Raw genomic sequence first — 23208 nt, 5'->3', positions numbered from 1 at the left:
CGACGGACGCTCACACCACCGGCCGTAGTGCCTTCAGCGCCGTCGATCCGCCCACCGCGGCCGCCAGCTCAGCCAGTGCTGCCCCGTGCAAGGCACACAGCTCCGCAGCACGATCGCCCGGCTGTCCCTCGGCGTCGAAGTCAGCGCCGTGGAAGTACAAATCCGGGGACAACACCTGCGTGCCGAAAAAGCCGCTCAGCGTGCCAGCGAGATCCCGCGTTCCCAGGAAGTGCTCCCCCGAGGCGCCCGTCATGACGATCGCAATGGGCGTTCCGGCCAGTGGTTCCGCCCCCGCTTTTCGATCGATCCTTTCCAGCAGCATCCGCAGTGCAGCGGTGTGTGTGGCCCGGTAGGTGGGGCTGCCAAGAACGACGGCGTCCGCCTCACCAATGCGGGCCACCACCTCCGGGTGGTCATGGCGGACCAGTTCCGTTGTGGCACCGCGGCTGGCTGCACCCGCCAGAACAGCCTGGACGGCTGCTGCCGTCTTACCTGGGCCGTACGGGCTTGCATCAATACCGACAATTCTCATGCCGGAACTCCCACGAGAGCAGGTGCGCTGTGGAGCTGACCATAAGTACCTCGGTAAAACAGCAGAGGATCTCCCTGCTCCCTCGCCTCCAGGGCGTGGACGGAACCCACCACAATGGTGTGGTCTCCGCCGTCGTACTCTTGGTGAAGTTCACAATCCACCCAGGCCAGCGCCTGGTCCAAAAGGGGGTTTCCCAACGGCGAATCGGTGTACGCCACGCCGGCGAACTTGTCGGACCCGGAGCGGGCAAACTGGGCCGAGAGATGCCGGTGCTCAGCGGGGAGAATGTTGATGGCGAACCGGCCGGTGGCGCGCAATAGCGGCCAGGTGGAGGAACTGCGGGCCGGGCTGAAGGTCACCAGTGCCGGATCCAGTGACAGCGAAGTGAAGGATTGGCAGGTGAAGCCGGCGGGACCTTGCGGTGTCGCGGCGGTGATGATGGTCAGTCCCGTGGCGAAATGGCCCAGTACGTTGCGCAGCTGGGTGGGTGTGACGGGGGTCGGGATGTCATGGCGTTTCCTTTCGTGGCTGTCTCGCCAGACCATCATGGAGAAGCTACGCCAGCCAAGGTTGCGTTCATGGCAGGCAATACGGCTCAATGCGGCTCAACGGTGAGTGACACGGCGTAACAATGGACCGGCTCAGGCCGGCAATTTTTGCACTATCAATTCCATACGCAGATCCAGATCCAGGCGAACGTCGCCCAGGTCCCCCACCTCGATGACGGGCAGGGCGTGCGTGGTATTCGATGGGGCGCTCACGGTGCGATCGGGCAGGCCCAAGTTGCCGCGCAGCGTGTCCGCGGCATAGTCAGTGGGATAGATGCCGCGAGCCTGCAAGGCCGGAACCAGGTGATTCACCAAATCGGCCAGCTCGTCCGCAAAGAGCCAGGGCATGACGTTGAAGCCATCGACGGCACCGGAGCGGGCAAAGTCCAACAGCAGATCGGCAACGTCGGCGTAGGATCCAATAAACGCCCGCTCATCCCACACGGATTCCGGCAATTGCTCACGGATCCAGTCAGCCTTTTCGATGGCTTCCTCGCTCGTGGGAGCCACAATAAACGTTGCTGCCTGAATGATTTTCACCTCATTGGCGCCTCGTCCAGCCCGGAGACTACGAGCCACCACCTCTCGCCGCAATGCCAAGGCACCTTCAAGGCTCGCGGGCTCGGAGAGTATTACCTCCGCCAGTTCGGTTGCCGTGGCAAGGCTTTGTGCAGACTCTGCCCCGTGGATCAGGACGGGACCGCTCCTGGGTTCGTTCCGGCGAAGTGCACCCATGCCAACACCGTATTTTTGGCCGTCACGTTCAAAGGCCCCCAACAGCTCCACCGGGCCCTGAGTTTCCGCCCTGCTCCACGTTTGCCATTGGTGGCGCATGGATTCGATCAGGGCGTGGCGCCCGCCTCCGCTCGGGAGAGCTCCCTCATTGTCCTCGAGAGCTTCCTCGGCAGCCTCCGTGAGGTCCTCCTCGCCGTACATTGCCCCATCGGCAAGGACCTGCCACGCGGCACGATCCTGTGAAATTCTGGTCAACGAATCCAGACGCCGGGTGAGGAATGCTGGATCGTCATAGTCGGGGGCGGCTGCCGCGACCAGGCCAATATTTGTTGTCACGGCAGCCAAGGCAGCCAATAAAGTTGCCACATCGTTGCTGCCCACCGGGTCCGTGGCGGAGAGGGCACCGGGATCGCCACGGAGCCAATAGCGTTCATCCAACGTCAGCATGGAGAATAATCCACGTTCCGCAGTCTGTGCCAGAGTGCGCAATTCCTCAAAACTCACCTCGGCGCCCGGCCCCAACACCGTGACGCCGAACTGGAGGTGGCCTGCGGGAGTGAAAGCGCTTTGTGGTGCATCTGTATTTGTCATGATGTCTTTTCTTCGTGAGCAGTGAAATGACAGGTACGCATCCCGTGCCATGTGGGGCTGCTGATGACTCAAGTTTCTTGAGCGTTTCATGAGCGCACCGGGTGTGTGTTGCACCCCGTAATATTGCGCCACTCAAGGACATATTGCCCTCATCATTACGGGCAGAGTTGCCCTGGTGTCATGACCTCGTGAGACGAGATGCGACGCGTCATGAATCCATATATCTGCGCATTTCTTGGGTCTTGGAACTGCCGTGGACGGTGCCGGATAGTTACTCCTACCTCCGCAAGAACACCATCATTTGGCAAAGGAAATCATGAAAATTAGCATCCCCCAATCAGTTCTGACCGTGACGGTTGCCGTCTCCGCACTGTTGGGCTTGGCAGCCTGCTCAGACCCAGGTGCCAGCACGGCGCAGATCCCGGTAAGCACCTCCGGCACAAAGACTTTTAACCTCACTCCGGACCAGGACAGGGTGGCCGTCACCCAGGATCCTGCGGCCGCCGCGCTGGTCCCCGAGGCCATCAAAAAAGATGGAAAGCTCACCGTTGCCGTGACGTTAGGCGCAGCTCCCCTGGGTCTGTACGCCAGGGACAATTTAACCCCCATCGGCAATGAGGTGGACATTGCCGTGGCGCTGGCTCAATCACTGGGGCTGGAAGCCGAAATCGTCCCCACGGCATGGGCTGATTGGCCCTTGGGCGTTGCTTCTGGAAAATACGAGGCGGCCATCACCAACGTGACAGTCACCGAAGAACGCAAACTCAAGTTTGATTTCGCCAGCTACCGGGAGGACAAGCTTGGCTTCTACGCCAAGAGCAACTCCCCCATAACAAAAATCGAGTCCGCCGCCGATGTGGCGGGTAAAAAAGTCATAGTCGGATCAGGAACCAATCAGGAGGCCATCCTCTTGGCGTGGGATAAGGAGAATGTGGCTAAAGGACTGGCCCCGGTGGATTTCCAATACTACGACGACGATTCCGCGTCCTCGCTAGCTCTGCTGGCTGGCCGTGCTGACCTAACCTTTGGGCCGAATCCCACCGGCGCGTACAAGGCCGCCGCCGACGGCAAAACGAAACTTCTCGGCACTGTCGATGGCGGCTGGCCGCTCCAAGCGAGTATCGCCGTCACCACCGAAAAGGGGAATGGCTTTGCCGTCGCCGCGCAGGCCGGCATCAACCATCTGATCGCCGAGGGCAGCTACGCCAAGATCCTTGACATCTGGGGGCTCTCCAGTGAAGCCGTCAAGCACTCCGAACTGAACCCACCCGGCCTGCCCGCCAGCTGAGTTCCGCGCTTGGAGCACGACGGCGGGAGGTGAGCTTAAGAAATTCAGCTCACCTCCCGCCGTCGTACTTTTCCTTGAAAAAGCGCCATATCTAGCGCCACTTAGAGCTGCTGGGCGGCTACTGCCAGTTGCAAGGAAACTTCCGCCGCCGTTGTTTCGCCGCCCTGTTCCGACTGCACCTCTGGGCGCACCGGAACGGGCAGGCCGAGGTGCTCGCGCAAAGTGGTACCGGCGTACTCCGTGGGGTACACGCCGCGGGCCTGCAGCTCGGGAACCAGGTGGTTGACAATGTCATCCAGCCCGGTGGGAACAAGCCACGGTGAGATGTTGAATCCGTCCACCGCACCGCTCTTGGCATAGCGTGCCAGTGTGTCCGCGATGTCCGTGTACGAGCCCGTAAACGTCGCATCAACACGGCTGGTCTTTCCGGAGACAAACGCCCGGATGGACTGCCCCTTGTCCTTACTTTCGGCACGCCACTGATCCGCCAACTGGCGGGCCTTGGCTCCGTGGAAGCCACTCCCCCTGGTCTCAGAGGTTTCCACCACCACGGGGTCGATCTCCGGTAGCGGACCGTCGGGATCGTACTCGGAAAGTTCCCTGCCCCAGAACTGTTCCAGATAGGCGATGGCTTGTTGCGGGCCGATCTGCTGGCTGCGCACCCAGGCTTTCTTATCCACGGCTTCCTGTGCCGTGGCGGCGAGAATGAACTCGCTGGCAGGCATGATCTGGACGTCGTTGGGACCACGGCCGGCCTTCACTGTTCGGGCAACAATGTCGCGACGGAAGTCCAAAGCCGGCGCATAGGCCGGATGAGCGGAGAAGATGACGTCGGCTTGGCGCGCGGCAAAGTCGCGGCCTTCCGGTGAATCCCCGGCTTGGAACAGCACCGGACGGTACTGCGCGCTACGGGGCAGTCCCGGCGCATACTCCACGGTGTAATGCTGACCCGCGTGGCTGACCTCCCGAATCGATCCCGGAGCCGACCATGCCGCAGCAGTTTCAGATTCGGCAATGGCGTCCTGCGCCCAGCTGTCCCAGATCCGCTTTGCCGTCTCAACAAACGCTTCGGCATGGCGGTAGCGGTCCGTATGGTCCAGGTATCCGCCGCGACGGAAGTTCTCACCCGTCCAGGCGTTATCCGTGGTGACCACGTTCCAGGCTGCCCGGCCGCCGGAGAGCAGATCCAGGCTGGAGAACCGGTGGGCCAGATGGGCCGGATCGTTGTAGGTGGTGTTTTGCGTGGCGACCAAACCAATCTTGTTCGTCACGGCAGCCAAGGCCGCCAACATGGTTTGCGCATCCGGACGCCCCGCCACATCCAAGGCGTGGGGCCTGCCCAGGTGTTCACGCAACCGGAGTCCCTCGCCCAGGAAGAACGCTGCGAAGAGCCCTCGCTCAGCGGTCTGGGCCAAGTGCCGGAAAGAGTCAAAGTCGGTTTGGGAGCCGGATTCGGCTGCTTTCCAGACGGTGCCGGAGTTCACGCCCTGAAAAAAGACGCCAAATTGTAGTTGCCCGCTGGGCACAAAACCGTTGCCGATCTCGCTGTTCTCGCTCATGATTTCTCCCTAAAAGTCAACGGATTGGTGCTCAACGGCTGCGTAGCGACTGAGCGGACGGTCCAGCCCGAGCAAGTCCCGGAAGGTGGCATCGGTAGTGGTGGGTGCCAGTACGCCCCGGCGGCGCAGGACCGGAAGCACTAACCTGGCAAGTTCGTCCAGGTCAACGTCTAGGACGGCCGGGTGCAGCCGAACACCATGGGCCGTTGCCAAAATCTCCGTCAGCACCTCCACCAGGCCCTCAGCGTTACCGGTGTACCGGGCGCCACTGCTGTGCCACGGCGTATGGGAATCCAGCTGCGCAATCCGCGCAGCCGCGCTCTGACCGCGGGCATCGAGGACCACATCGAGTTCGGCGATGACGGCAACCTGGCCTGCGAACAGCGTGCGGACCCGCGTGACCTCGGCAGCCAGCTCGCTCACCTCACGTGCCCGCACCAGCACGGCGTCAATCCCAGAATCCGGGCCACCCACGTCCAAGCCTCCTCCTTCGAGGCCGTCGCCGTCGCCACCGATCAGGCCGTACGGCGCCACCACGGGGAGCTGCCCCTGCAGGGGACGGGGAATGATGGCCGGCCCCTTGACCGAGTAGCCCGTGCCCGGGAATTCGGGGCCGGTTTCAAAATCCGCGTAGTGCAGCTTGTCCACGTCGAGGTAGCGCCCGGACTCGACATCGCGGATCACGGCGTCGTCCTCCCAGCTGTCCCAGAGCTTTCGGGAAACCTCCACCGACGCGGCAGCCTCTGCAGCTAGCGCTGCACCCTCCACGGGGGCACGTCCGACGGCGGCCCCCTCTCGTTCTGTGCCGCTGGCCGCCACAAGCCAGCCGGCTCGACCGCCGGAGACGTAGTCGAGACTGGCCAGTTGGGTCGCCACATGGAAAGGCTCGGTATACACGGTGTCCACCTCGGGGACCAGGATGATGCTGTGTGTCAGCGGTGCGGCGAACGCGGCCCGCTGCACGGCGTCGAGCCGGCCCGCGACATCGAGACCGGCATTGCCTTCTTGGCCTGCCAGCACTGGTCCATCGGAAAAGGTTGCAATCTGAAACCCTGCCGATTCGGCGGCCAGTACCGTGGAGCGGATCCGATCACCGGTCAGGAGTTCGGCAGGTGTATGGCGGGCGGCCCGCCACGCAGCCGGATGCGCTCCGTCGCCGTCGAGCTCGAGGGCTAGGAAACCGGGTAGATAATTTTCTGTGGGGCTCACTGGGCGGCCTTTCGTTCAAAGGGGATCTTCTCGCCGGCGGTGATGGCGACCGGCAGGTGGTTCTCGGCGGGTGGCAGGGGGCAGGTGGCCAGGTCCGTGTAGGCGCACGGCAGGTTCACGGCCCGGTTGAAATCGAGCGTTGTGGGCCCACCATTCTCGGGTGCGACGAAAGTCAGCGTCCGGTTGGCCGCATACGTGCTGATCCCTGAGGTCTCATCTGTGAATAGCACTTGGAAGGTGCCAGGAGCCGAACCGTTGAAGGCTGTCAAGGCCAGCTCCGCGCCGTCGAAGGTGAATGTGACTTTCCCGGGCGCCTGATAAACGTGACTAATTCCTTCGACGGCGGCACCCACGGTGGTTTCGCGCGGCTGGCGGAACGGCACGTACTGTGCCGCCAGCACCAAGGACTCGGTAGGGGCGAACGCCGGGGTGCCCTGATAGTTGCGGAGCAAGGCGTTGCTCGGGTTCCGCGGCCGGAGGATGTATTCGCCGCCGCGCTTGGCCAGCTCCAACACACTATTTCCATGGCCTAGGTTGATTCCGTCGCGTTCTGCGATTGGTCCAAAGACCAGCTCTCCCTCGGCATTCAGGTTCTTCGCCGCATTCAGTTCGACGCCGTCGCGCAGCAGGCTCTCGCCGGCACCCAAGGTGACATGAACGGCGTCGTCCGCGAGCCGCCACGTGCCCGGGGCGCCTGCGAGCGCTGCTGCCTCTGTGGTGATCCAGTGCAGATCGGTGACGGCTAGGAAGCCGTGCGGATCGCGGCGGAGGATCTCGTGGGCGTCGTGCCAGTGTGTCCACGCGGATTCAAAGGGGGTTTGGCTCGTTGCGGGCTTGCTCGTATCAGCGGGTGCTGCTGTGGACATGATGACTCCTCTTCGTGTGGTGATCTTCGGCGATGATGCGTTGAACCAGAAATCTCATTTGGTGGCGCCGGTGTAGTTGGATTCAGTGACCGTTTCGGAGTCCGTCAAGGCTTCCTCACTCAGGCCCCAGCGGTTCAGAACCTTGGCATAGCTGCCGTCCTTGATGACCTCATTCAGGGCGTCGGTGATGACCGGGGCCAGCCCGTTGTCCTTGAGCGTGGTGGCCGCGACCAGTGTTTCATTCGGCCAGCCGGCGTTGACCTTACCCACGATCTTCAAGTCGTCCCGGGTGTTGGCGCGGTAAACAGCTGAGGGGTAGGGCGTGATGTTGACGTCGGTGCGCCCGGATCCCAGGGCCAAAATGGTGTCGGCATCCGATGAGTAGTACTGCAGTTGGGCCGGCGCCTTACCGGCGGCCTCGAGTTCCTTGTTCCAGGCCAGGAGGATCTTCTCCTGGTTAGTGCCGGACCCTACGGAGATCCTTAGCCCGGAGATATCCGCTGAGCCCTTGATGTCATAGCTGGAGGTGCTCTTGGCTTCAAAGCCCATGAACGCGGCACGGTAGGTGGAGAAGTCAAAGAGTTTCACCCGGTCAGCATTGATGCCCACATTGGAGAACACCACTTCAAGGTCCCCGGATTGGGTCTTCAGGGGCCAGTTCTCCCAGGCAGTGACCTGCACGTCGAGCTCAAGCCCGAGCTTGTCGGCCACGAGCTGCGCCAGATCCAGCTCCGAGCCGATGGGCGTCTTATTATCTGTGGCATGAAAGCTCAGCGGCACGGAGCCTGCGGTGGTGCCCACGGTGAGCTTGCCATCCTCGGCGATTGCCGCCGGTACCTTTGCCGCCAGGGCCGAATCCTTCTGGGCCCGGATGCGGTTCTGCTCCGGCGAACTGTTGTACACCACACCGTTGGCGGCAGCGGTTTCCTGCCCGGCCACGGCTGCTTGCGCCCCTGGATCGGAGCAGCCTGTCAGCACGGCCATGCTTGCAAGGACGACGGCGGGGAGCACAGCGAGGGTGCGAAGGCGGGGGTTCCGGAGTGCGGAAGGCTGTGACATGGGAATGGTCCTTAGATGTTGAACGCTGGTTCGATGATTTTGGAGAAGAAGCTTTTGGTGCGCTCCTGCTGTGGATTGGCGAAGATGCCCGCCGGAGGGCCACTTTCCACGATTTGGCCCTGGTCCATGAAGACCACCGTGTCCGCCACGTCGCGGGCGAAGCCCATCTCATGCGTGACGATGATCAAGGTGGTGCCGGAGGTGGCCAGTTCCCGTATGACATCCAGTACCTCGTTGACCAATTCCGGGTCTAGGGCGCTGGTGGGCTCGTCAAAGAGCAGGATCTTCGGGTCGAGGGCCAGCGCCCGGGCAATGGCTACGCGTTGCTGCTGGCCTCCTGAAAGTTGGCGTGGATAGGCGCCAGCCTTGTCTTTCAGGCCCACTCGCTCCAGTAATTCCAAGCCACGACGGCGGGCCTCGGCCTTGGTTTTTCCCTGAGCCACCACGGGGGCTTCACTCACATTTTCCAGTGCCGTGAGGTGGCCAAAGAGGTTGAAGTTCTGAAACACCATCCCGATTTCGGTCCGCTGTTTGAGGATTTCCTTTTCGCGAAGTTCGTGCAGAGTGTTGCCCCGCAACTTGTAGCCCACCACGTTGCCGTCAATGGCGACGTAGCCGGAATCCACCTTCTCCAGATGGTTGATGGTGCGCAGCAGCGTGGACTTGCCCGAACCCGACGGGCCAAGGATGGCCGTCACGGCTCCGGGTTCCACAGTCAGGGAAACACCCTTGAGCACGTGCAGGGTTCCAAAGCTTTTGTGGACGGCGGTGATTTCTACCAAGCCACGTGTGCCGGCTGGTACTGGGGTGCCAGGTCCTATGGTCCCTGGTGCTGTGGTGGCCGATATTTCGGTGATGGTCATGACAGATCCTTGGCTGTGGTGCGGAGGGTGAAGAACTTCCGGGCTTTTTGCAACGGAGTCAGCGGCAGTGTCCGCACCGCCCCCTTCGCATAGTGGCGTTCAATGTAGTACTGGAAAACACTCAACACGGAGGTGATCACGATGTACCAGAGCGTGGCCACGAGCAGCAGCGGCAGAACCTGTTGGGTGCGGTTATAAATGACCTGAACGGTGTAGAACAGCTCCGAATAGGCCAGGACGTACACAATGGAGGTGCCCTTGACCAGGCCAATGATCTCGTTGAACGCCGTGGGCAGGATGGAGCGCATGGCCTGGGGCAACACGATGCGCGTGGATCGGCGCCAGGCCGGAATGCCCAAGGCCGCCGCTGCCTCAATTTGGCCCTGGTCCACAGAGAGAATGCCGCCGCGAATGATCTCCGCGGAATAGGCGGCCTGGTTGAGGGTCAGGCCTAGGATGGCCGCGGCGAATTGGCTAACCAACGTTGTGGTTTGGACCTCAAAAAATGTCACGCTCGTGAAGGGGATGCCCAGGCTGATCTTCTCGTACAGGTAACCCAAGTTGTACCAGAGCAACATCTGCACCAGCAGCGGGGTGGACCGGAAAATCCAGGAGAACGTCCATGAGACGGAGACCAACAGCGGGGACGCGGAAAGCCGCATTAGCGCCAAAATGAAACCCAGGATGAAACCCAGTGCTCCGGCAATGACCGTCAGCTTAAGCGTTTCACCCAGACCCCGGATGACGGACTCCGCGGTAAACCACTGCGCCACCACATCCCATTCCCACCGGGGGTTGGTGATCAGCGACCACAAAATGGCCGCCACTGCCAAAGCCACCACCACGGTGCCAACCCAACGCCACGGGTGTTTTGCGGCCACGATGCGGTATCCCGAATAGTCGGCCACGGCGCGGTGCTGGGCCGGTGCGGGATCCGGAGTCTGGGACGCCGGCGTTTCTGACTCCAGCGTCTCGGTGGCCGATGGGGCCAGCTCGGTAGGTGCGGTGCTCATTGCGCCACCTCGATTCTTTCATCGTGATTGTTGTGCTTCGATGGCTGCAAATCTAGGCGGATTTCGGAACCGCTTCCAAAGCCTTCGTTGCACGGCTTCATGATGGGACGCAGAGCGTCATGTGTCGTTGCATGAACTGGAAATGACGCCCCATGAACGGCGGTGAAGTGACATGACCGCACCCTTTTTTCGGCCCTACGCGGCGCCCTAGCATGGGCACATCACCCATTCGCTAGAACTGCTTCGCGGGGTCCCGTGCAGCACCGTCCAGGAGTCCTTATGTCTGATCACAGCCTCGTCTTCATCGGGGGCGGCCCGCGCACAGCCGGAGTGCTGGAACGTCTCGGCGCCAACGCGCCGGAGCTCCTCCAGACCGCCGTGGACATCCACGTGGTGGAACCGTTCACGGCCGGCTCTGGCCGGATCTGGCGCTTTGATCAAGACCCCGGACTCATGCTCAATTCCATGGCCGGGGACGTGACAATGTTTACGGACGCCTCGGTGGCGTGCGCAGGCCCCGCCGTCGACGGGCCGGATCTGGCCCAATGGGCGGCAGCACTGACCACCGGCATCCTCGATGACGCCCCGCTGCTTCATGCTCTTCTGGCGGAACAGGCAGCAACCCTCACGCGCACATCCTTCCCGACCCGGCAGCTTCACAGCGCCTATCTCGAGTGGTTCTTCCGCCGCGCCGTTGCCGCCTTGGCACCGCAGGCCACCGTGACCGTCCACCGGGACACCGCTCTCGAGGTGACGGCCGCCGAGGAGGGCATTCATACTGTCCGCCTTGCCGGGGGAACAGTGTTGGCCGCGAGCGCCGTCGTCCTTGCCTTAGGTCATACGGATGCCACGGTGCACGGCCCATCGGCGCACTTTGCCGACTTTGCCGCCCGCCACGGCCGCTTTCATGCCGCCCCGGCGTACACCACCGACGTGGACTATTCCGCGCTGGCTCCGGGGCAGGACGTGATTGTTTCCGGCATGGGCTTGGCGTTCGTTGACCTCGTGGTCTTGCTCATGGAGGGCCGCGGCGGTCGTTTCGTACAGAGGGACGACGGCGAACTTGACTATGTGCCTTCCGGCCGCGAGCCGAGGCTGTGGGCAGGCTCGCGGCGCGGTGTGCCGTTTCACTCGAAAATCTCCGCCACCTTGCGGGGCACGGCACCCGGTGCGGCACAGTTTTTCACGGCCGAGGCTGTGCAGCAGCTCCTGGCCGAGCACAGCGAACTCGATTTCCGCACCCAGCTGTGGCCGCTCATTGCCAAGGACACGGCGTACGCGTACTACCAGGAGCTCTTGACGGGCAGCCCGGAGCGAGTGAGCATGGACTGGTCCGACTTCTCCGATGCTTTGGCAGGCCTTGATTGGTATAGCCCCGAACGGAGCACCCTCGTCACCTCCGCCGTGCCGGATCCCGCGCTCCACCTCGACTTTGAGCGGCTGGACCATCCCTTGGCCGGGTTCGACTTCGGCACCCCCGGTTCGGTTGCCGACGCCGTGGCCGATTATATTGCCGAGGATCTGCGGCGCCGGGACAGCGAGCAGCACCCCGAAACGCTGGCGCTGTTCCTGGGCCTATTGCGCGCCTATATGGATGTCGCCTCGCTGGTGCCAGCAGAACGGTTGAGCGCCGGATCGCATGCCGCGGTGCATGGTTGGTGGCATGGCTTCTTTAGTTTTGTGGATTCCGGCCCGCCACCGCACCGCTTGCGGCAGCTCTTGGCCATCCACCGGGCTGGGCTGTTGGAGTTCCTCGGCCCCAACCTGCAGGTGACGGCGGAGGAGTCCAGCGGCTTGTTCCGTGCCACTGCCGCGCAAGGTGCCATGACCGTCACGGCGGCGGCGTTCATCGAGGCCCGACTGCCTGCACCCACCGTGGCCCACTCGGCCAATCCGGTGCTGGCTCAACTCCACCGCAGCGGCGGTGGCGCGGAGCAACATTTGCTGACCGCCGACGGTACAGTGTCCACGGGCAAATTATTGGTGAGCGATTCCCATCAGGTGGTGGGGTCGCGGGATGAGGCGACGAAGTCTCTTTTCGCCGTCGGACCCGGCACCTCGGCCTGGGCCTCCGGGGCGTTTGCCCGCCCGAATAGCAACGCGGCTCCCTTTCGAGAGAACGATGCGCTCGCCCGACTGCTTCTGCTCACGTTGACCCAGCGCTCCACATTGACAGCTATTTCCGGAAGGACACTCTCATGAACTCACCCTTAGACACCGCGGAACTCACGGTGCTGTCGCTGCCCCTCAACGACGATCGGGTGCGCCCACTCCTGGATGAGCTGGCCGTGGAATACGAACACCGGTACGCCGACTTGTTCGGGGCAGGAAACGCGGAAGCCGAGCTCAACAGGTACCCGGCCGAGGAATTTGAAGCCCCAGATGGTGCCCTGCTGATCATTCAGGAAAATGGTGTGTCGATCGCCGGTGGCGCCTTCCGCCGCTACTCCCCCGACACCGCCGAATTCAAACGCATCTGGACCCATTCGCAGCATCGCCGCCGCGGTTTAGCACGCCGCGTCATGGCCGAGCTCGAGGCTAAGGCCGTCGAGCTCGGCTACCGGCACGTGTATCTGACCACGGGCCCGCGTCAGCCCGAGGCCAGGGGCCTCTACCTGAGCACCAACTACACGGCACTGTTCGACCTTGAGGTCCCCTCGGAGTCCCTGCCGTTCCTCGCGTTCAGTAAAGATCTCGCCAGAAACTGATGCCGCGTCGCGCAAAAACCGCCGGAAAGTGGTGCCGCGTTATTCAAAACCCGCCGGAAACTGATGCCGCGTCGTGCAAAACCCGCCGGAAAGTGGTGCGGCGTCAGGAGGCGGCGCGATCCATGCGCTGGCTGATGACGGCGGAGACGCCGTCGCCCCTCATGGAGACGCCGTACAACGCGTCCGCAACCTCCATGGTGCGCTTCTGGTGCGTGATGATGATGAGCTGGCTGGACTCGCGCAGCTCCTCAAAAAGGGTGATGAGCCGGCCCAGGTTCGTGTCATCGAGCGCCGCCTCCACCTCATCCATCACATAGAACGGCGAAGGCCTGGCCTTGAAAATAGCCACCAGCAGCGCCACTGCAGTCAGCGAGCGCTCCCCGCCGGAGAGCAGGGACAGGCGTTTAATCTTCTTCCCGGCGGGCCGGGCCTCAATCTCAATACCGGTGGTCAGCATGTTCTCCGGGTCGGTCAGGACCAGTCGTCCCTCGCCGCCGGGGAACAGCCGGGAAAAGACCTGCTCGAACTGCGCGGCAGTGTCCGTATAGGCGGCCGTGAACACTTCTTCCACCCGCTGGTCCACTTCCTTGATGATGTCCAGCAAGTCCTTGCGGCTGGATTTCAGGTCCTCCAACTGCGAGGACAGGAACTGGTGGCGTTCCTCCAGGGCTGCGAATTCCTCCAGCGCCAAGGGGTTGACCTTGCCCAGGGCGGCAAGATCGCGTTCGGCCCGTTTGAGCCGCTTCTCCTGTTCCTCGCGCACAAAAGGGGTGCCCTCACGGATTTCGTTGCCGTCATCATCGACGCGCACGTGTAGTGCGGCCCATTTGTCCGTGACCTCACCAGGGCCGAGCGGAACCAGCGTGTCGGGACCGTATTCCTTGAGCAGGTGATCCACGCTCAGGCCCAGTTCCTCGATCGACTTGTTTTCCAACGTTTCGATCCGCAGCTTCTGGGCCGCTCGGGCCAGCTCGTCCTTGTGCACGGAATCGGTCAGCCGGGCCCGCTCCTTCTCGGCTTCCACCGTGGCGCTGCGGACAGCCATCAGCTCCACCTCACGTGTAGCCCGCTGCTCCTCCGCCTCATCCCGCACGTGCTCGGCCAACTCAATGGACTCCTGAACCAGCGCCAAAACGTGATGGGTTGCGGAGGCCACGGCGGCAGCCTTCCTGGCCTGGAACTGCCGGCGCGCAGCCCGCTGCGCCGCTTGCTCTCGCGCCGTCCGCTCCGTGGCTGCTGCCCGTTCCAGCGCCGCTGCCCGGTTGCGTGTGGCATGGAGCGAATCTTCCGTACTGCGCAATTGCAGCCGAGTCTCCAACTCCACTGCCCGGGCGGCCGTGGCTGCCGCGGCCAGGGCATCGCGCTCATCCATGGAAGGCTCGACGTCGACCGGGGCCTCTTGCGCCGCAGCCAACCGTGCCGCGACCCCTTCCAAGGCAACTTGTTCACGCTCGAGATTTGCGGTTGCGCCCTGCACTGCCTGCGCATGACGATCGGACTCCCCCGCCGCCGAGCGCAACGTAGCCCCCAACAAACCGAGCCGTTCGGCCACTGCTGCCAGCCGCGCATCGGACTCGTTGAGCGCCGCCAAGGCCTCTGCCTCGGCCTGCGCCAAGGCGCCACGTTGTCCTTGCAGACCCGCGAGCGCAAAGCGTGTCTGTTCCCCGCGTGCCACCGCCTTAGCCAGTGCCGCTTCGGTCTCATCTACTGTTGCTTGCAATTCCAACAACGACGGCGCCATGGCAGATCCGCCTTGCACCCACCACTGGGTGAAGACATCCCCGGCAGCGCTCACCGCCGTCAGCGATGCGTCGTGGGCCAAGACGTCTTGGGCTGCGCTCATATCCGGAACCAGCACCACGCCCGCCAGCAGCGCATCGAGCGTCCGGTCCAGTTCGGGAGGACCGCTCACCTGGGCGCGTGCCAGCACGGCCCCGGCGACGGTCTGCGCGGCTGCCGCAGCAGCCTGATTCAAGGTGTGCTGATTCACGGTGTGCTGATTCTGCGTGGCCTGCTTCGCAGCAGCGTGTTCATCCGCTGAGTCTGCGTCGGTACCACGCCAAGTGCCGGCACCACCTGCGGCGTCGGTGAGGACCAAGGTGACACGGCCGCCGTCGTGCTTCTTGACGAGCTCAAGGGCAGCCAGCGCGGCGTGTAGACCGGTGACCCCAACGCCTTCGGCCGCGGCGTTCAGGGCTGCGGCAAGGGCCGTCTCGTAGCTGGGCACCACGGCAATGAGCTGTGCCATGGACGCCAGGACACCCTCCGGCCTGGCCTCGAGCAGCTGGGCGCTGGCATCCTTGCGCAGCAGGCCGACGGCGAGCGCGTCGCGGCGGGCTGTCAGCGAATCGCGTTCCCGCTCGGCAGCCAACTGCTCCTGGGTAAGGGCGGCAATCTTCTCATCTATGGTGGTGAGGGCGGCGGCGGCAGTTTCGTAGTCCGCGTCGAGGCGCTCCTCACCTTGTTCCACCCCGGCTACTTGAGACTCGAGGGCGGCAAACTCCTGCGCCGCGGTGTTGTGCCGCTCGGCTCCGGCGGCCTTGCTGTGGTGCAGGCGGCCAATCTCGGCTTCGGCCGATTCCACGCGGGAGCGGGCAGCGGCGACCTTTCCGGCCAGTTTCGCCAAACCTTCTCGGCGATCGGCGGAGGCACGCAACTGCTCACGAACCCGCTGTTCCTCGGCCCGGACGGCAGCTTCGGCGTCCGTCTTGATCTCCATGGCGGTTTCCAGGCCATAGCGGCGTTCTTCAAGGGCCAGATCCAGCTCCGCCTCTTCCTCGCGCAGCCGTACGGCCTGTTCGGCCAAGCGGTCAGGATCACGGCTGGGATCCGGCGCGGCTTCCGTTGCCCCGAGGTGACGGCGGCGCTCCGTGGCAAGGACACCTAGTGCCTTGAGCTGATCGCGGGTGGCTGAGAGCTGGTACCAGTTATCCCGTGCCGCGTTCAGTACGGGGGTGGCAGCAGCGGCTTGTTGTTCCAAGGCAGCTTGGTGCGCGCGGGCACTCTGTAGTTCACGTTCCACGTGTTCGCGGCGGTTTTTGAGCGCCAGCTCTGCCGCTTCGTCGCGTTCCACGGCCTGGGTCAGCGTGACAATGCTGTCCGCGAGCAGGCGTGCCCGGGCGTCGCGGACGTCGAATTGCACGCTTTGAGCGCGTCGGGCCACGGCGGCCTGCTTGCCCAGGGGTGTCAGCTGGCGGCGGATCTCACCCGTCAGATCTGTGAGCCGGGCGAGGTTGGCGCCCATGGCGTCCAGCTTGCGCAGGGTTTTTTCCTTGCGGCGGCGGTGCTTGAGGATTCCTGCAGCTTCTTCAATGAACCCGCGGCGGTCCTCGGGCGTGGCATGGAGGACCTTGTCCAGCTGGCCCTGACCCACAATGACATGCATCTCACGGCCCAGACCAGAATCTGAGAGGAGTTCCTGGATGTCCAGCAGCCGGCATGCGGTTCCGTTGATGGCGTACTCGGAGCCGCCGGCCCGGAACAGGGTGCGGGAGATGGTGACTTCGGCATAATCGATGGGCAGGGCGCCGTCGGAATTGTCAATGGTGAGGGCAACGTGTGCACGGCCCAGAGGTGGCCGGCCGGAGGTGCCGGCGAAGATCACATCCTCCATTTTGCCGCCACGCAGGGTCTTGGCGCCCTGCTCCCCCATGACCCAGGCCAGCGCATCCACCACGTTGGACTTGCCGGAGCCGTTGGGGCCAACTACAGCTGTCACACCGGGTTCAAAGTCAAAGGTGGTGGCCGAGGCGAAGGACTTGAAGCCGCGCACGGTAAGACTTTTTAGATGCAAACTGTTTTCTTCTCCTGCGCCGGACCATTTCTCACAAGCCAATCTACCGTGAATTTCCACATCACACAGGGCCTCCCGCACCGTGTACGCAACGCGCAGGCACCCTGTACGCACCGCACACGCACCGCGCAGGTACTGTGTATGCACCGGGGTGCATGTGCGGGAACACCCCTTATAGGTGCATAGTTAACGGTGGGCCTTGATGTGTTCAGGCGGCCGTCGACGGCCGGCAGTGCACTATTGAGGGCCACGTCACTGGTTTTCCGGTGCCATCAAACACCTAATTACCCCAAGAAAAAGGCTGGAACTTGATCGGCAACGCTACGTTTCGTCACCACAACACTTCGTTGCTCGCTGTCTCGAGCATTGAGGCTCCGGTGGTGGTCAAGTCCAGTGACTTTGACGCCCGCCTGGCCCCGAGCCTGAAACGTCTGCGCCTCTCTAAGCGATTGCTGGAACGAGTGGCCGGTGTTGAGGAACGCCGCTGGTGGGCCCCCGGAACTGACTTTGACGACGCCGCCATTGAAGCAGGCGCCAAGGCCCTGGCCGAATCCGGCATTGATGCCAGCCAGGTGGGTTTGCTGATCAACACCTCCGTGACCCGCCGCAACCTTGAACCATCGGTTGCCGTAAAGGTTCATAACGGACTGGGTTTGCCGTCCTCTGCCATGAACTTCGATGTGGCCAACGCCTGCCTGGGGTTTGTCAACGGCATGACCTTGGCCGCGAACATGATTGACTCCGGCCAGATCAAGTACGCCCTGATTGTGGCTGGCGAGGACGCTCAGGCAACGCAGGAAACCACGTTCAAGCGCTTGAACGCCGAGACGTCCACCCGCGAAGATTACTTGAAGGAATTCGCCACCCTGACACTGGGCTCCGGGGCCGCAGCTGCCGTGATGGGCCCGTCCGATCTGCACCCTGAAGGCCACCGCATTGTGGGCGGTGTTTCGCGTGCCGGCACTCAGCACCACGAGCTGTGCGTTGGCGGGCCCGATGGCATGTTCACGGACACCAAGGGTCTGCTGGACAACGGCCTGGAACTCGTCACCGACGCCTGGCACGAGGCTCACACCGACGGCTGGGACTGGCGCTCCATGGACCGCTACGTCACCCACCAGGTCTCCAACTCCTACACGAACGCCATCATCAAGGCCGTGAACCTCATCAAGGGCCGCGTCCCCATTACGTTCCCCAAGTGGGGCAACGTCGGTCCGGCGTCCCTGCCCATGACCCTGGCGCAGGAATCCCAGAGCCTGAACCGTGGCGACCGTGTGCTGTGCATGGGCGTTGGCTCCGGTTTGAACACTGCCATGATGGAAATTGCGTGGTAGCAGTGGCTTCTGAGCAAACTGTTGAGTCCGCGCCCGTGGCCCCTGTTCCGCAGCCGTGGCCCGGAGTGGAAGCACGCTGGCGGCAGGTTCGCAGTGTTGCCTCCACCGCCGCCGTTGATCCCGAGGGCACCAGCCGGACGTGGCACTATCTGGACAATGAGTCCGATGTGCAGGCGACCGGCTTGGAACCCCGGGGCACCTTGCTGTGCGTGCACGGCAACCCCACGTGGAGCTACCTGTGGCGCACCCTGCTCGCCGGGGCCACCTCCCCTGAAACTCTGGCAACCGGCGGCCCGTGGCGTGTCATTGCCGTCGATCAGCTGGACATGGGCTTCTCCGAGCGCACGGGCACCTTCCGCCGCCTCGCGGACCGCATCACCGATCTCTCCGACTTCACCGCAGAGCTGGGCCTTAGCGGACCCGTTGTCAGCGTGGGGCACGACTGGGGCGGACTCATCTCCCTCGGTTGGGCCACCCGCCACAAGGACCAGTTGGCCGCCGTCGTACTGACAAACACAGCTGTTCACCCGGCCGGATTCTCGCTTCCCCCGGCCCTGACGTTGGCCCTTCATCCCGCTGTTCACAAGTGGGGTACGACGACGTCTTCCGCCTTTTTGCGCGTCACGCACTCACTCGCTGCGCCCACCTTGGCCAACGATGTCCGGGATGCGTTCATGGCCCCGTACCAAACCATCGCCCGCCGAGCCGGTGTGGGTAACTTTGTGGCCGATATTCCGGCCACGCCGGCGCACCCTTCGTGGGCTGCGCTGGATGCGGTGTCCACGGACATCAGCACACTGGATGTTCCGGCGCTGATGCTGTGGGGTCCCAAGGATCCCGTCTTCTCCGACCGGTACCTGCGTGATCTTTTGACCCGGCTGCCTCAGGCCCAGGTGCACCGCTTTGAAGGTGCCAGCCATTTGGTGCAAGAAGACCGCGACATTGCCACACCGGCCTTCGCTTGGCTCGCGGATAACGTTGCAGGCTCCGACGCCGGTGCTACTGCTGATCCGGCTGCCGGTACGCCTGGTGCTGCTGGCGGTGCTGGTGGTGGTGCTGCTTCTGCCGGAGCTGATGGGTATGTTTCGATGCTTGCTGAGGTTGATGCCCGGCGTTCGGACACCACCACGGCCGTGGTGGACATGCTGCCCGGCGGAGGAACCCGTGCCCTGACATGGGCCCAGTTGTCCCGCGATGTGGACGATCTCGCCGCAGGTCTGCGTGAACTCGGCGTCAAGGCCGGAGACCGGGTCAACCTGCTGGTGCCGCCCGGCATCAATCTGACCACCCTGATCTATGCCTGCCTGCGTTTGGGCGCCGTCATTGTGGTGGCCGATGCCGGATTGGGTACCAAGGGACTAAGCCGTGCCATCAAGGGAGCCGGACCGGACTTCCTCATTGGCATAGAACGCGCCCTGGCTGGTGCGCGCCTCTACAACTGGCCCGGCATCCGGATCGCTGCCGAAGACTCCACGGGCTCCACGGCCGCTGTGAAGAAGGCCCTGTTTAACGTTGCCGCGACAGTGCCGCAGTTGATGGCCAACGGTCGCGTCACCCGCCTGGCTGGCTACCCCACCGCTTTTACGGCTCCCGAGCCAGATGCTGATGCCGCCGTGCTGTTCACCTCCGGTTCCACCGGCCCAGCCAAGGGAGTGGTGTACACGCACCGCCGTCTGGCCGCCATGCGCGACACCCTCAAGGAAAGCTACAACCTGGCGGCAGGGACGGCCCTCGTGGCCGGATTCGCACCGTTTGCCCTGCTCGGCCCGGCACTGGGCGCCACCACTGTCACTCCGGACATGGATGTCACTTCCCCGCGTACCCTGACCGCCAAGGCCCTCGCTGAGGCTGCCGCCGCCATTAACGCAACGGTTGTGTTCGCCTCCCCCGCGGCACTCGTCAACGTGGTGGCTACCGCGGACGAACTTTCGCCCGAGCTGAAAAAGGTGATGGCCGGCGTCGAACTTCTCCTCTCTGCTGGCGCCCCTTTGGGGCACACGCTGCTCACCAGGGTCCAGGAGTTGGCTGCCAACGCTGCCCTGCACACCCCCTACGGCATGACGGAAGCGCTGCCCATCACTGACATTGACCTGCCGGGCATCCTTGCCGCCGGTGTGGGAAATGGCGTGTGTGTTGGGACTGCGGTGGCCGGTGCCACGGTGTCGATCGCTCCCATCACAGCGGCGGGACTGGTTCTCGAATCGACGACGGCGGCCAATGTCACCGGTGAGATTTTGGTCAGCGCACCGCATGTAAAGGACCGCTACGACCGCCTGTGGATCACCGAACAGCACAGTGTTTCCATTCCAGGCTGGCACCGCACCGGCGATGTGGGGCATCTGGACACTGAGGGCCGGCTGTGGGTTGAGGGTCGGATGGAGCACATTCTGACCACACCCGCCGGCGTCAAGACACCTGTAGCACCTGAGCAGGCCATCGAGACGGTGGCTGGAGTGGCGCGCGCTGCCGTTGTTGGCGTTGGCCCGATGGGGACGCAGGCTGCTGTTGCAATCGTCGAGACCACTCCAGCGGTTAAGCGTCCGGGGCTGGCGCCTGCGCCACTGGCCGCAGCTGTTCGCGCCGCATCGCTCTCGGTGGGCTTGCCACTTGCCGCCGTGCTAACCATTGACGCGATGCCCACCGATGTGCGGCACAATTCCAAGATCGACCGGGCCAAGCTGTCCCGCTGGGCTGCGCGCATGTTAGCTGGGGAGAAAGCCGGCCAGCCGTGAGTGCTGAGCACTTGAACGGTGCTGGCGCTGGTGACTTTAGTTCTGAGGCTGCTGGCTTGAGCGATACTACCGGCGCTGACTCTGGCGCTGGCTCTGCGCAACGCAGGGTTCTGGTCACCGGCACCAGCGGCATTCTGGGCCGCGCCGTGGCGCAACTACTTCACGATCGCGGTTACTTTGTCCGGAGCCTGCAGCGCCGCCCGGTTCAGGCTCCGTGGGAATCTCTGCAGGGATCCATTGTTGATCCCGATGTTGCGGCCCGCGCCGTGGCAGGGATGGACGCCGTGGTGCATTTAGCGGCGAAGGTATCCTTCACCGGCGAATGGACCGACTTTGTCTCCACGAATATTGTGGGCACTCGCCAGCTCATCAGCGCGTCCCAGCACGAGGGACTACGAGATTTTGTATTTGTTTCCTCACCGTCCGTGGCGCATTTTGGCAGCTCCATTGTTGGTGCTTCCGCTGGCACCGCGAATCCGGATTTGGCCCGCGGACACTATGCCCGGTCCAAGGCCGCCGCTGAAGAGATCGCTCTCGCGGAGGACTCCCCCGAGTTCCGCGTTACGGCAATCCGCCCGCACGTGGTCTGGGGGCCCGGCGATACGCAGCTGGTGGAACGCGTGGTAGAGCGTGCCCGTGCCGGACGCCTGCCCCTGCTTGACGGCGGGCGCGCACTCATCGACACCACCTATGTGGACAATGCTGCCGAAGCCATTGTGCGCGGACTCGAACGCATGGATCAGGCCCACGGGCTGGCCCTCGTGGTCACCAATGGCGAACCCCGTGCCGTGGGCGAGCTCATTGCCGGCATTTGCGCGTCTGCCGGTGTGAAAGCGCCCGGTTATTCCGTACCAGGATGGCTGGCTCGTGGTGCTGGTTCTGTCATTGAAAAGGCCTGGCTGGCTGCCGGATCACGTGGCTGGGTGCACGACGAACCTCCCATGACCCGATTCCTCGCTGAACAGCTGTCCACAGCCCACTGGTTCGATCAACGCCACACCCAAGCAGTGCTGGATTGGACTCCCTCGGTGTCGCTTGATGAGGGTCTGGCTAAATTGGCTGAGTACTACACCACCCACTAAGTCCCGCTTGAAATGTCGGTTGATCGGTAGTTGGCCACGCTCAGGGCTGTGTAACTACCGATCTCGGGGCTAACACCAGCCCACGTTTGTCATAATCAGGTATCTGCCTGCTACGCAGCGGCTTGTGCGGCAGCAAGATAGGCCCGCATAATTCTGACTTTGAGCGTTTCAGGATCCTCCAGGTGCTTCCACTTCACCCGAATGAAGCGCCAGCCTTCCTCAATCAGGGCGTTTTCGCGTTCACGTTCTTTGATCAGCGCCTGCTCCGAGGTCTCGCCGTAGTCAAAGTACTTAGTGTCTCCGTCAAACTCCACCACTCCACGGGACGCAACCTCAATCGAAGGCCGCGCCAGAGGAAATCCACCCTGAACCTTCCGTTGTTGGTGCTGATCCATACTTGTTGCTCAGGCTGCTCAATCGGGAGCTCTCCAACAATGAGCCGGGTTCTTGTTTCGCCGGCGGATTCCGAGGCAGCACTCAAGGAACTGATGGCCCGCCTCGCCCGCCGAATACCACGCCGACCCATGGCCCCAACAAGTAGTTGATCCAGATCATGAAGACTCAGTCCGGCCGCCAAAGCCGAATCGCCGATCACCACGGCTTGGGCAAAAGGGGCCACCGTGGCACAGTCGAGAACGGTTCTCTCCAACGTGGTGAACCTGACTAGGCCCAGCCCCTGAATGACCCTCTCAACGACAGCTTCGTCCGGGACGTCCTGGGTATGCATCACCACGTCCGGCGCAATTTTGGAGTGGGAGGAGTTGTAGGAAGAGCTGATGTGGATGAGCGGGGAGCTGTTCCACACATGCAGGTGATGCAATCTCGCGGCGCTGAAGTGTGAATACACGTGCCGGCCCTTGGATTGAACTATGTGCCCGGACAAGACCAGCTTGTCCTGAATCCACGGCTTCCGCCCCTGCCACTGGTGCATGGGAATGTAGACACCACGGCGCATCCGGCGCACTAGCCCCGCATTGACGGCAACTTCAAGGTTTCTGGTGGTCAACCCAGAACTTAACAGTTGCTCCGTAGTGGCAATGATTCGGCCTTTGGGCCAGAGCTGCGTAAACCGAGCTTCTGTGGGTGAGGTGTCCATGGAAGAAAGTCTGGTGAAATTCAGCCACTCAAACAATGCCAAATTCGGGAAAACGCCGTATCTGTGGATAACGCAGGCTTGTGGCCGCACAAACCGAAAAACTTGGACTGGGGTTAGCCTCGAGATCGGTAGCTACACAGCCCTTCGCGTGGCTAGGCACCGATCAGTTGGCAGGTCCAACGCATCCGGGCATTGAAGGC

At 63.0% G+C, this 23208-nt stretch carries 17 protein-coding genes; 6 read left to right on the top strand and 11 right to left on the bottom strand.

What is annotated here, in order from left to right; genetic code table 11:
• Window positions 1-10: 10 nt before the first annotated feature.
• The 3 genes from AS189_RS08655 to AS189_RS08645 form a co-directional block, all read right to left on the bottom strand.
• Window positions 11-532 (bottom strand): NADPH-dependent FMN reductase, encoded by a 522-nt coding sequence (locus AS189_RS08655; protein ID WP_062287568.1) that lies wholly within the window; start codon window positions 530-532, stop codon window positions 11-13.
• Window positions 529-1077: a flavin reductase family protein gene (locus AS189_RS08650; RefSeq protein ID WP_062293298.1), complete on the bottom strand. Its 549-nt coding sequence runs from the start codon at window positions 1075-1077 to the stop codon at window positions 529-531. Before AS189_RS08650 ends, AS189_RS08655 begins: the two co-directional genes overlap by 4 nt.
• Before the next feature lie 96 nt (window positions 1078-1173).
• Complete coding sequence (locus tag AS189_RS08645) at window positions 1174-2406, bottom strand: LLM class flavin-dependent oxidoreductase (RefSeq protein ID WP_062287566.1); 1233 nt, start codon at window positions 2404-2406, stop codon at window positions 1174-1176.
• Window positions 2407-2722: 316 nt separating this feature from the next.
• On the opposite strand from AS189_RS08645, the gene AS189_RS08640 reads away from it, so the two are divergent.
• Window positions 2723-3694 carry an ABC transporter substrate-binding protein gene (locus AS189_RS08640; RefSeq protein WP_062287563.1) on the top strand — a complete coding sequence of 324 codons (972 nt, stop codon included), beginning with the start codon at window positions 2723-2725 and terminating at the stop codon, window positions 3692-3694.
• A gap of 101 nt (window positions 3695-3795) precedes the next feature.
• Here AS189_RS08640 and AS189_RS08635 read toward each other — a convergent pair whose 3' ends face one another.
• Genes AS189_RS08635 through AS189_RS08610 form a run of 6 tightly spaced genes read right to left on the bottom strand, consistent with a single transcriptional unit; the run spans window position 3796 to window position 10263 of the window.
• Window positions 3796-5253 carry an NtaA/DmoA family FMN-dependent monooxygenase gene (locus AS189_RS08635; protein WP_062287560.1) on the bottom strand — a complete coding sequence of 486 codons (1458 nt, stop codon included), beginning with the start codon at window positions 5251-5253 and terminating at the stop codon, window positions 3796-3798.
• A gap of 9 nt (window positions 5254-5262) precedes the next feature.
• On the bottom strand, window positions 5263-6462 hold the full coding sequence (locus tag AS189_RS08630) for an LLM class flavin-dependent oxidoreductase (RefSeq protein ID WP_062287556.1): 1200 nt from the start codon (window positions 6460-6462) through the stop codon (window positions 5263-5265).
• Entirely contained in the window at window positions 6459-7328 is an 870-nt protein-coding gene (locus AS189_RS08625; RefSeq protein ID WP_062287553.1) for a DUF1684 domain-containing protein, read from the bottom strand. Before AS189_RS08625 ends, AS189_RS08630 begins: the two co-directional genes overlap by 4 nt.
• Before the next feature lie 54 nt (window positions 7329-7382).
• On the bottom strand, window positions 7383-8387 hold the full coding sequence (locus tag AS189_RS08620; RefSeq protein WP_062287550.1) for an ABC transporter substrate-binding protein: 1005 nt from the start codon (window positions 8385-8387) through the stop codon (window positions 7383-7385).
• Between the two features lie 11 nt (window positions 8388-8398).
• Window positions 8399-9250, bottom strand: a complete 852-nt coding sequence (locus tag AS189_RS08615) for an amino acid ABC transporter ATP-binding protein (RefSeq protein WP_082634171.1) — start codon at window positions 9248-9250, stop codon at window positions 8399-8401.
• Window positions 9247-10263: an amino acid ABC transporter permease gene (locus AS189_RS08610; protein WP_237760015.1), complete on the bottom strand. Its 1017-nt coding sequence runs from the start codon at window positions 10261-10263 to the stop codon at window positions 9247-9249. The genes AS189_RS08615 and AS189_RS08610 overlap by 4 nt, the downstream gene beginning before the upstream one ends.
• A gap of 279 nt (window positions 10264-10542) precedes the next feature.
• Between AS189_RS08610 and AS189_RS08605 the strand changes: the two genes are divergently transcribed.
• Complete coding sequence (locus AS189_RS08605; RefSeq protein ID WP_062287547.1) at window positions 10543-12465, top strand: FAD/NAD(P)-binding protein; 1923 nt, start codon at window positions 10543-10545, stop codon at window positions 12463-12465.
• Entirely contained in the window at window positions 12462-12971 is a 510-nt protein-coding gene (locus AS189_RS08600) for a GNAT family N-acetyltransferase (protein ID WP_062287544.1), read from the top strand. The genes AS189_RS08605 and AS189_RS08600 overlap by 4 nt, the downstream gene beginning before the upstream one ends.
• 103 nt (window positions 12972-13074) lie before the next feature.
• On the opposite strand, the gene smc is transcribed toward AS189_RS08600, so the two are convergent.
• A complete protein-coding gene (smc, locus tag AS189_RS08595) occupies window positions 13075-16764 on the bottom strand; it encodes a chromosome segregation protein SMC (RefSeq protein WP_062287541.1) in 3690 nt (1229 codons plus the stop codon).
• A 308-nt stretch (window positions 16765-17072) separates the two neighbouring features.
• Between smc and AS189_RS08590 the strand changes: the two genes are divergently transcribed.
• From AS189_RS08590 to AS189_RS08580, 3 genes are read left to right on the top strand one after another with little or no spacing between them, the layout of a single operon-like run.
• A complete protein-coding gene (locus AS189_RS08590; protein WP_062287538.1) occupies window positions 17073-18098 on the top strand; it encodes a 3-oxoacyl-ACP synthase III in 1026 nt (341 codons plus the stop codon).
• 2 nt (window positions 18099-18100) lie between these two features.
• Window positions 18101-20830 (top strand): alpha/beta fold hydrolase, encoded by a 2730-nt coding sequence (locus AS189_RS08585; protein WP_237760014.1) that lies wholly within the window; start codon window positions 18101-18103, stop codon window positions 20828-20830.
• A gap of 56 nt (window positions 20831-20886) precedes the next feature.
• Window positions 20887-21912, top strand: a complete 1026-nt coding sequence (locus AS189_RS08580) for an NAD-dependent epimerase/dehydratase family protein (RefSeq protein WP_062293286.1) — start codon at window positions 20887-20889, stop codon at window positions 21910-21912.
• Window positions 21913-22165: 253 nt separating this feature from the next.
• On the opposite strand, the gene AS189_RS08570 is transcribed toward AS189_RS08580, so the two are convergent.
• Window positions 22166-23008, bottom strand: a complete 843-nt coding sequence (locus tag AS189_RS08570) for a type IV toxin-antitoxin system AbiEi family antitoxin domain-containing protein (RefSeq protein ID WP_062287532.1) — start codon at window positions 23006-23008, stop codon at window positions 22166-22168.
• Window positions 23009-23208 lie beyond the last annotated feature (200 nt).

This window comes from Arthrobacter alpinus (assembly GCF_001445575.1).
Lineage (GTDB): Bacteria > Actinomycetota > Actinomycetes > Actinomycetales > Micrococcaceae > Specibacter > Specibacter alpinus_C.
Note: the sequence above shows the minus strand (reverse complement) of the source record. Positions and strands in the feature narration are given on the sequence as shown.

What these genes read in the sequence shown, in the direction of transcription:
- AS189_RS08655 (WP_062287568.1), bottom strand. Translation starts at nt 532, where the DNA reads ATGAGAATTGTCGGTATTGATGCAAGCCCGTACGGCCCAGGTAAGACG.
- AS189_RS08650 (WP_062293298.1), bottom strand. Translation starts at nt 1,077, where the DNA reads ATGGTCTGGCGAGACAGCCACGAAAGGAAACGCCATGACATCCCGACC.
- AS189_RS08645 (WP_062287566.1), bottom strand. Translation starts at nt 2,406, where the DNA reads ATGACAAATACAGATGCACCACAAAGCGCTTTCACTCCCGCAGGCCAC.
- AS189_RS08640 (WP_062287563.1), top strand. Translation starts at nt 2,723, where the DNA reads ATGAAAATTAGCATCCCCCAATCAGTTCTGACCGTGACGGTTGCCGTC.
- AS189_RS08635 (WP_062287560.1), bottom strand. Translation starts at nt 5,253, where the DNA reads ATGAGCGAGAACAGCGAGATCGGCAACGGTTTTGTGCCCAGCGGGCAA.
- AS189_RS08625 (WP_062287553.1), bottom strand. Translation starts at nt 7,328, where the DNA reads ATGTCCACAGCAGCACCCGCTGATACGAGCAAGCCCGCAACGAGCCAA.
- AS189_RS08620 (WP_062287550.1), bottom strand. Translation starts at nt 8,387, where the DNA reads ATGTCACAGCCTTCCGCACTCCGGAACCCCCGCCTTCGCACCCTCGCT.
- AS189_RS08615 (WP_082634171.1), bottom strand. Translation starts at nt 9,250, where the DNA reads ATGACCATCACCGAAATATCGGCCACCACAGCACCAGGGACCATAGGA.
- AS189_RS08610 (WP_237760015.1), bottom strand. Translation starts at nt 10,263, where the DNA reads ATGAGCACCGCACCTACCGAGCTGGCCCCATCGGCCACCGAGACGCTG.
- AS189_RS08605 (WP_062287547.1), top strand. Translation starts at nt 10,543, where the DNA reads ATGTCTGATCACAGCCTCGTCTTCATCGGGGGCGGCCCGCGCACAGCC.
- AS189_RS08600 (WP_062287544.1), top strand. Translation starts at nt 12,462, where the DNA reads ATGAACTCACCCTTAGACACCGCGGAACTCACGGTGCTGTCGCTGCCC.
- AS189_RS08570 (WP_062287532.1), bottom strand. Translation starts at nt 23,008, where the DNA reads ATGGACACCTCACCCACAGAAGCTCGGTTTACGCAGCTCTGGCCCAAA.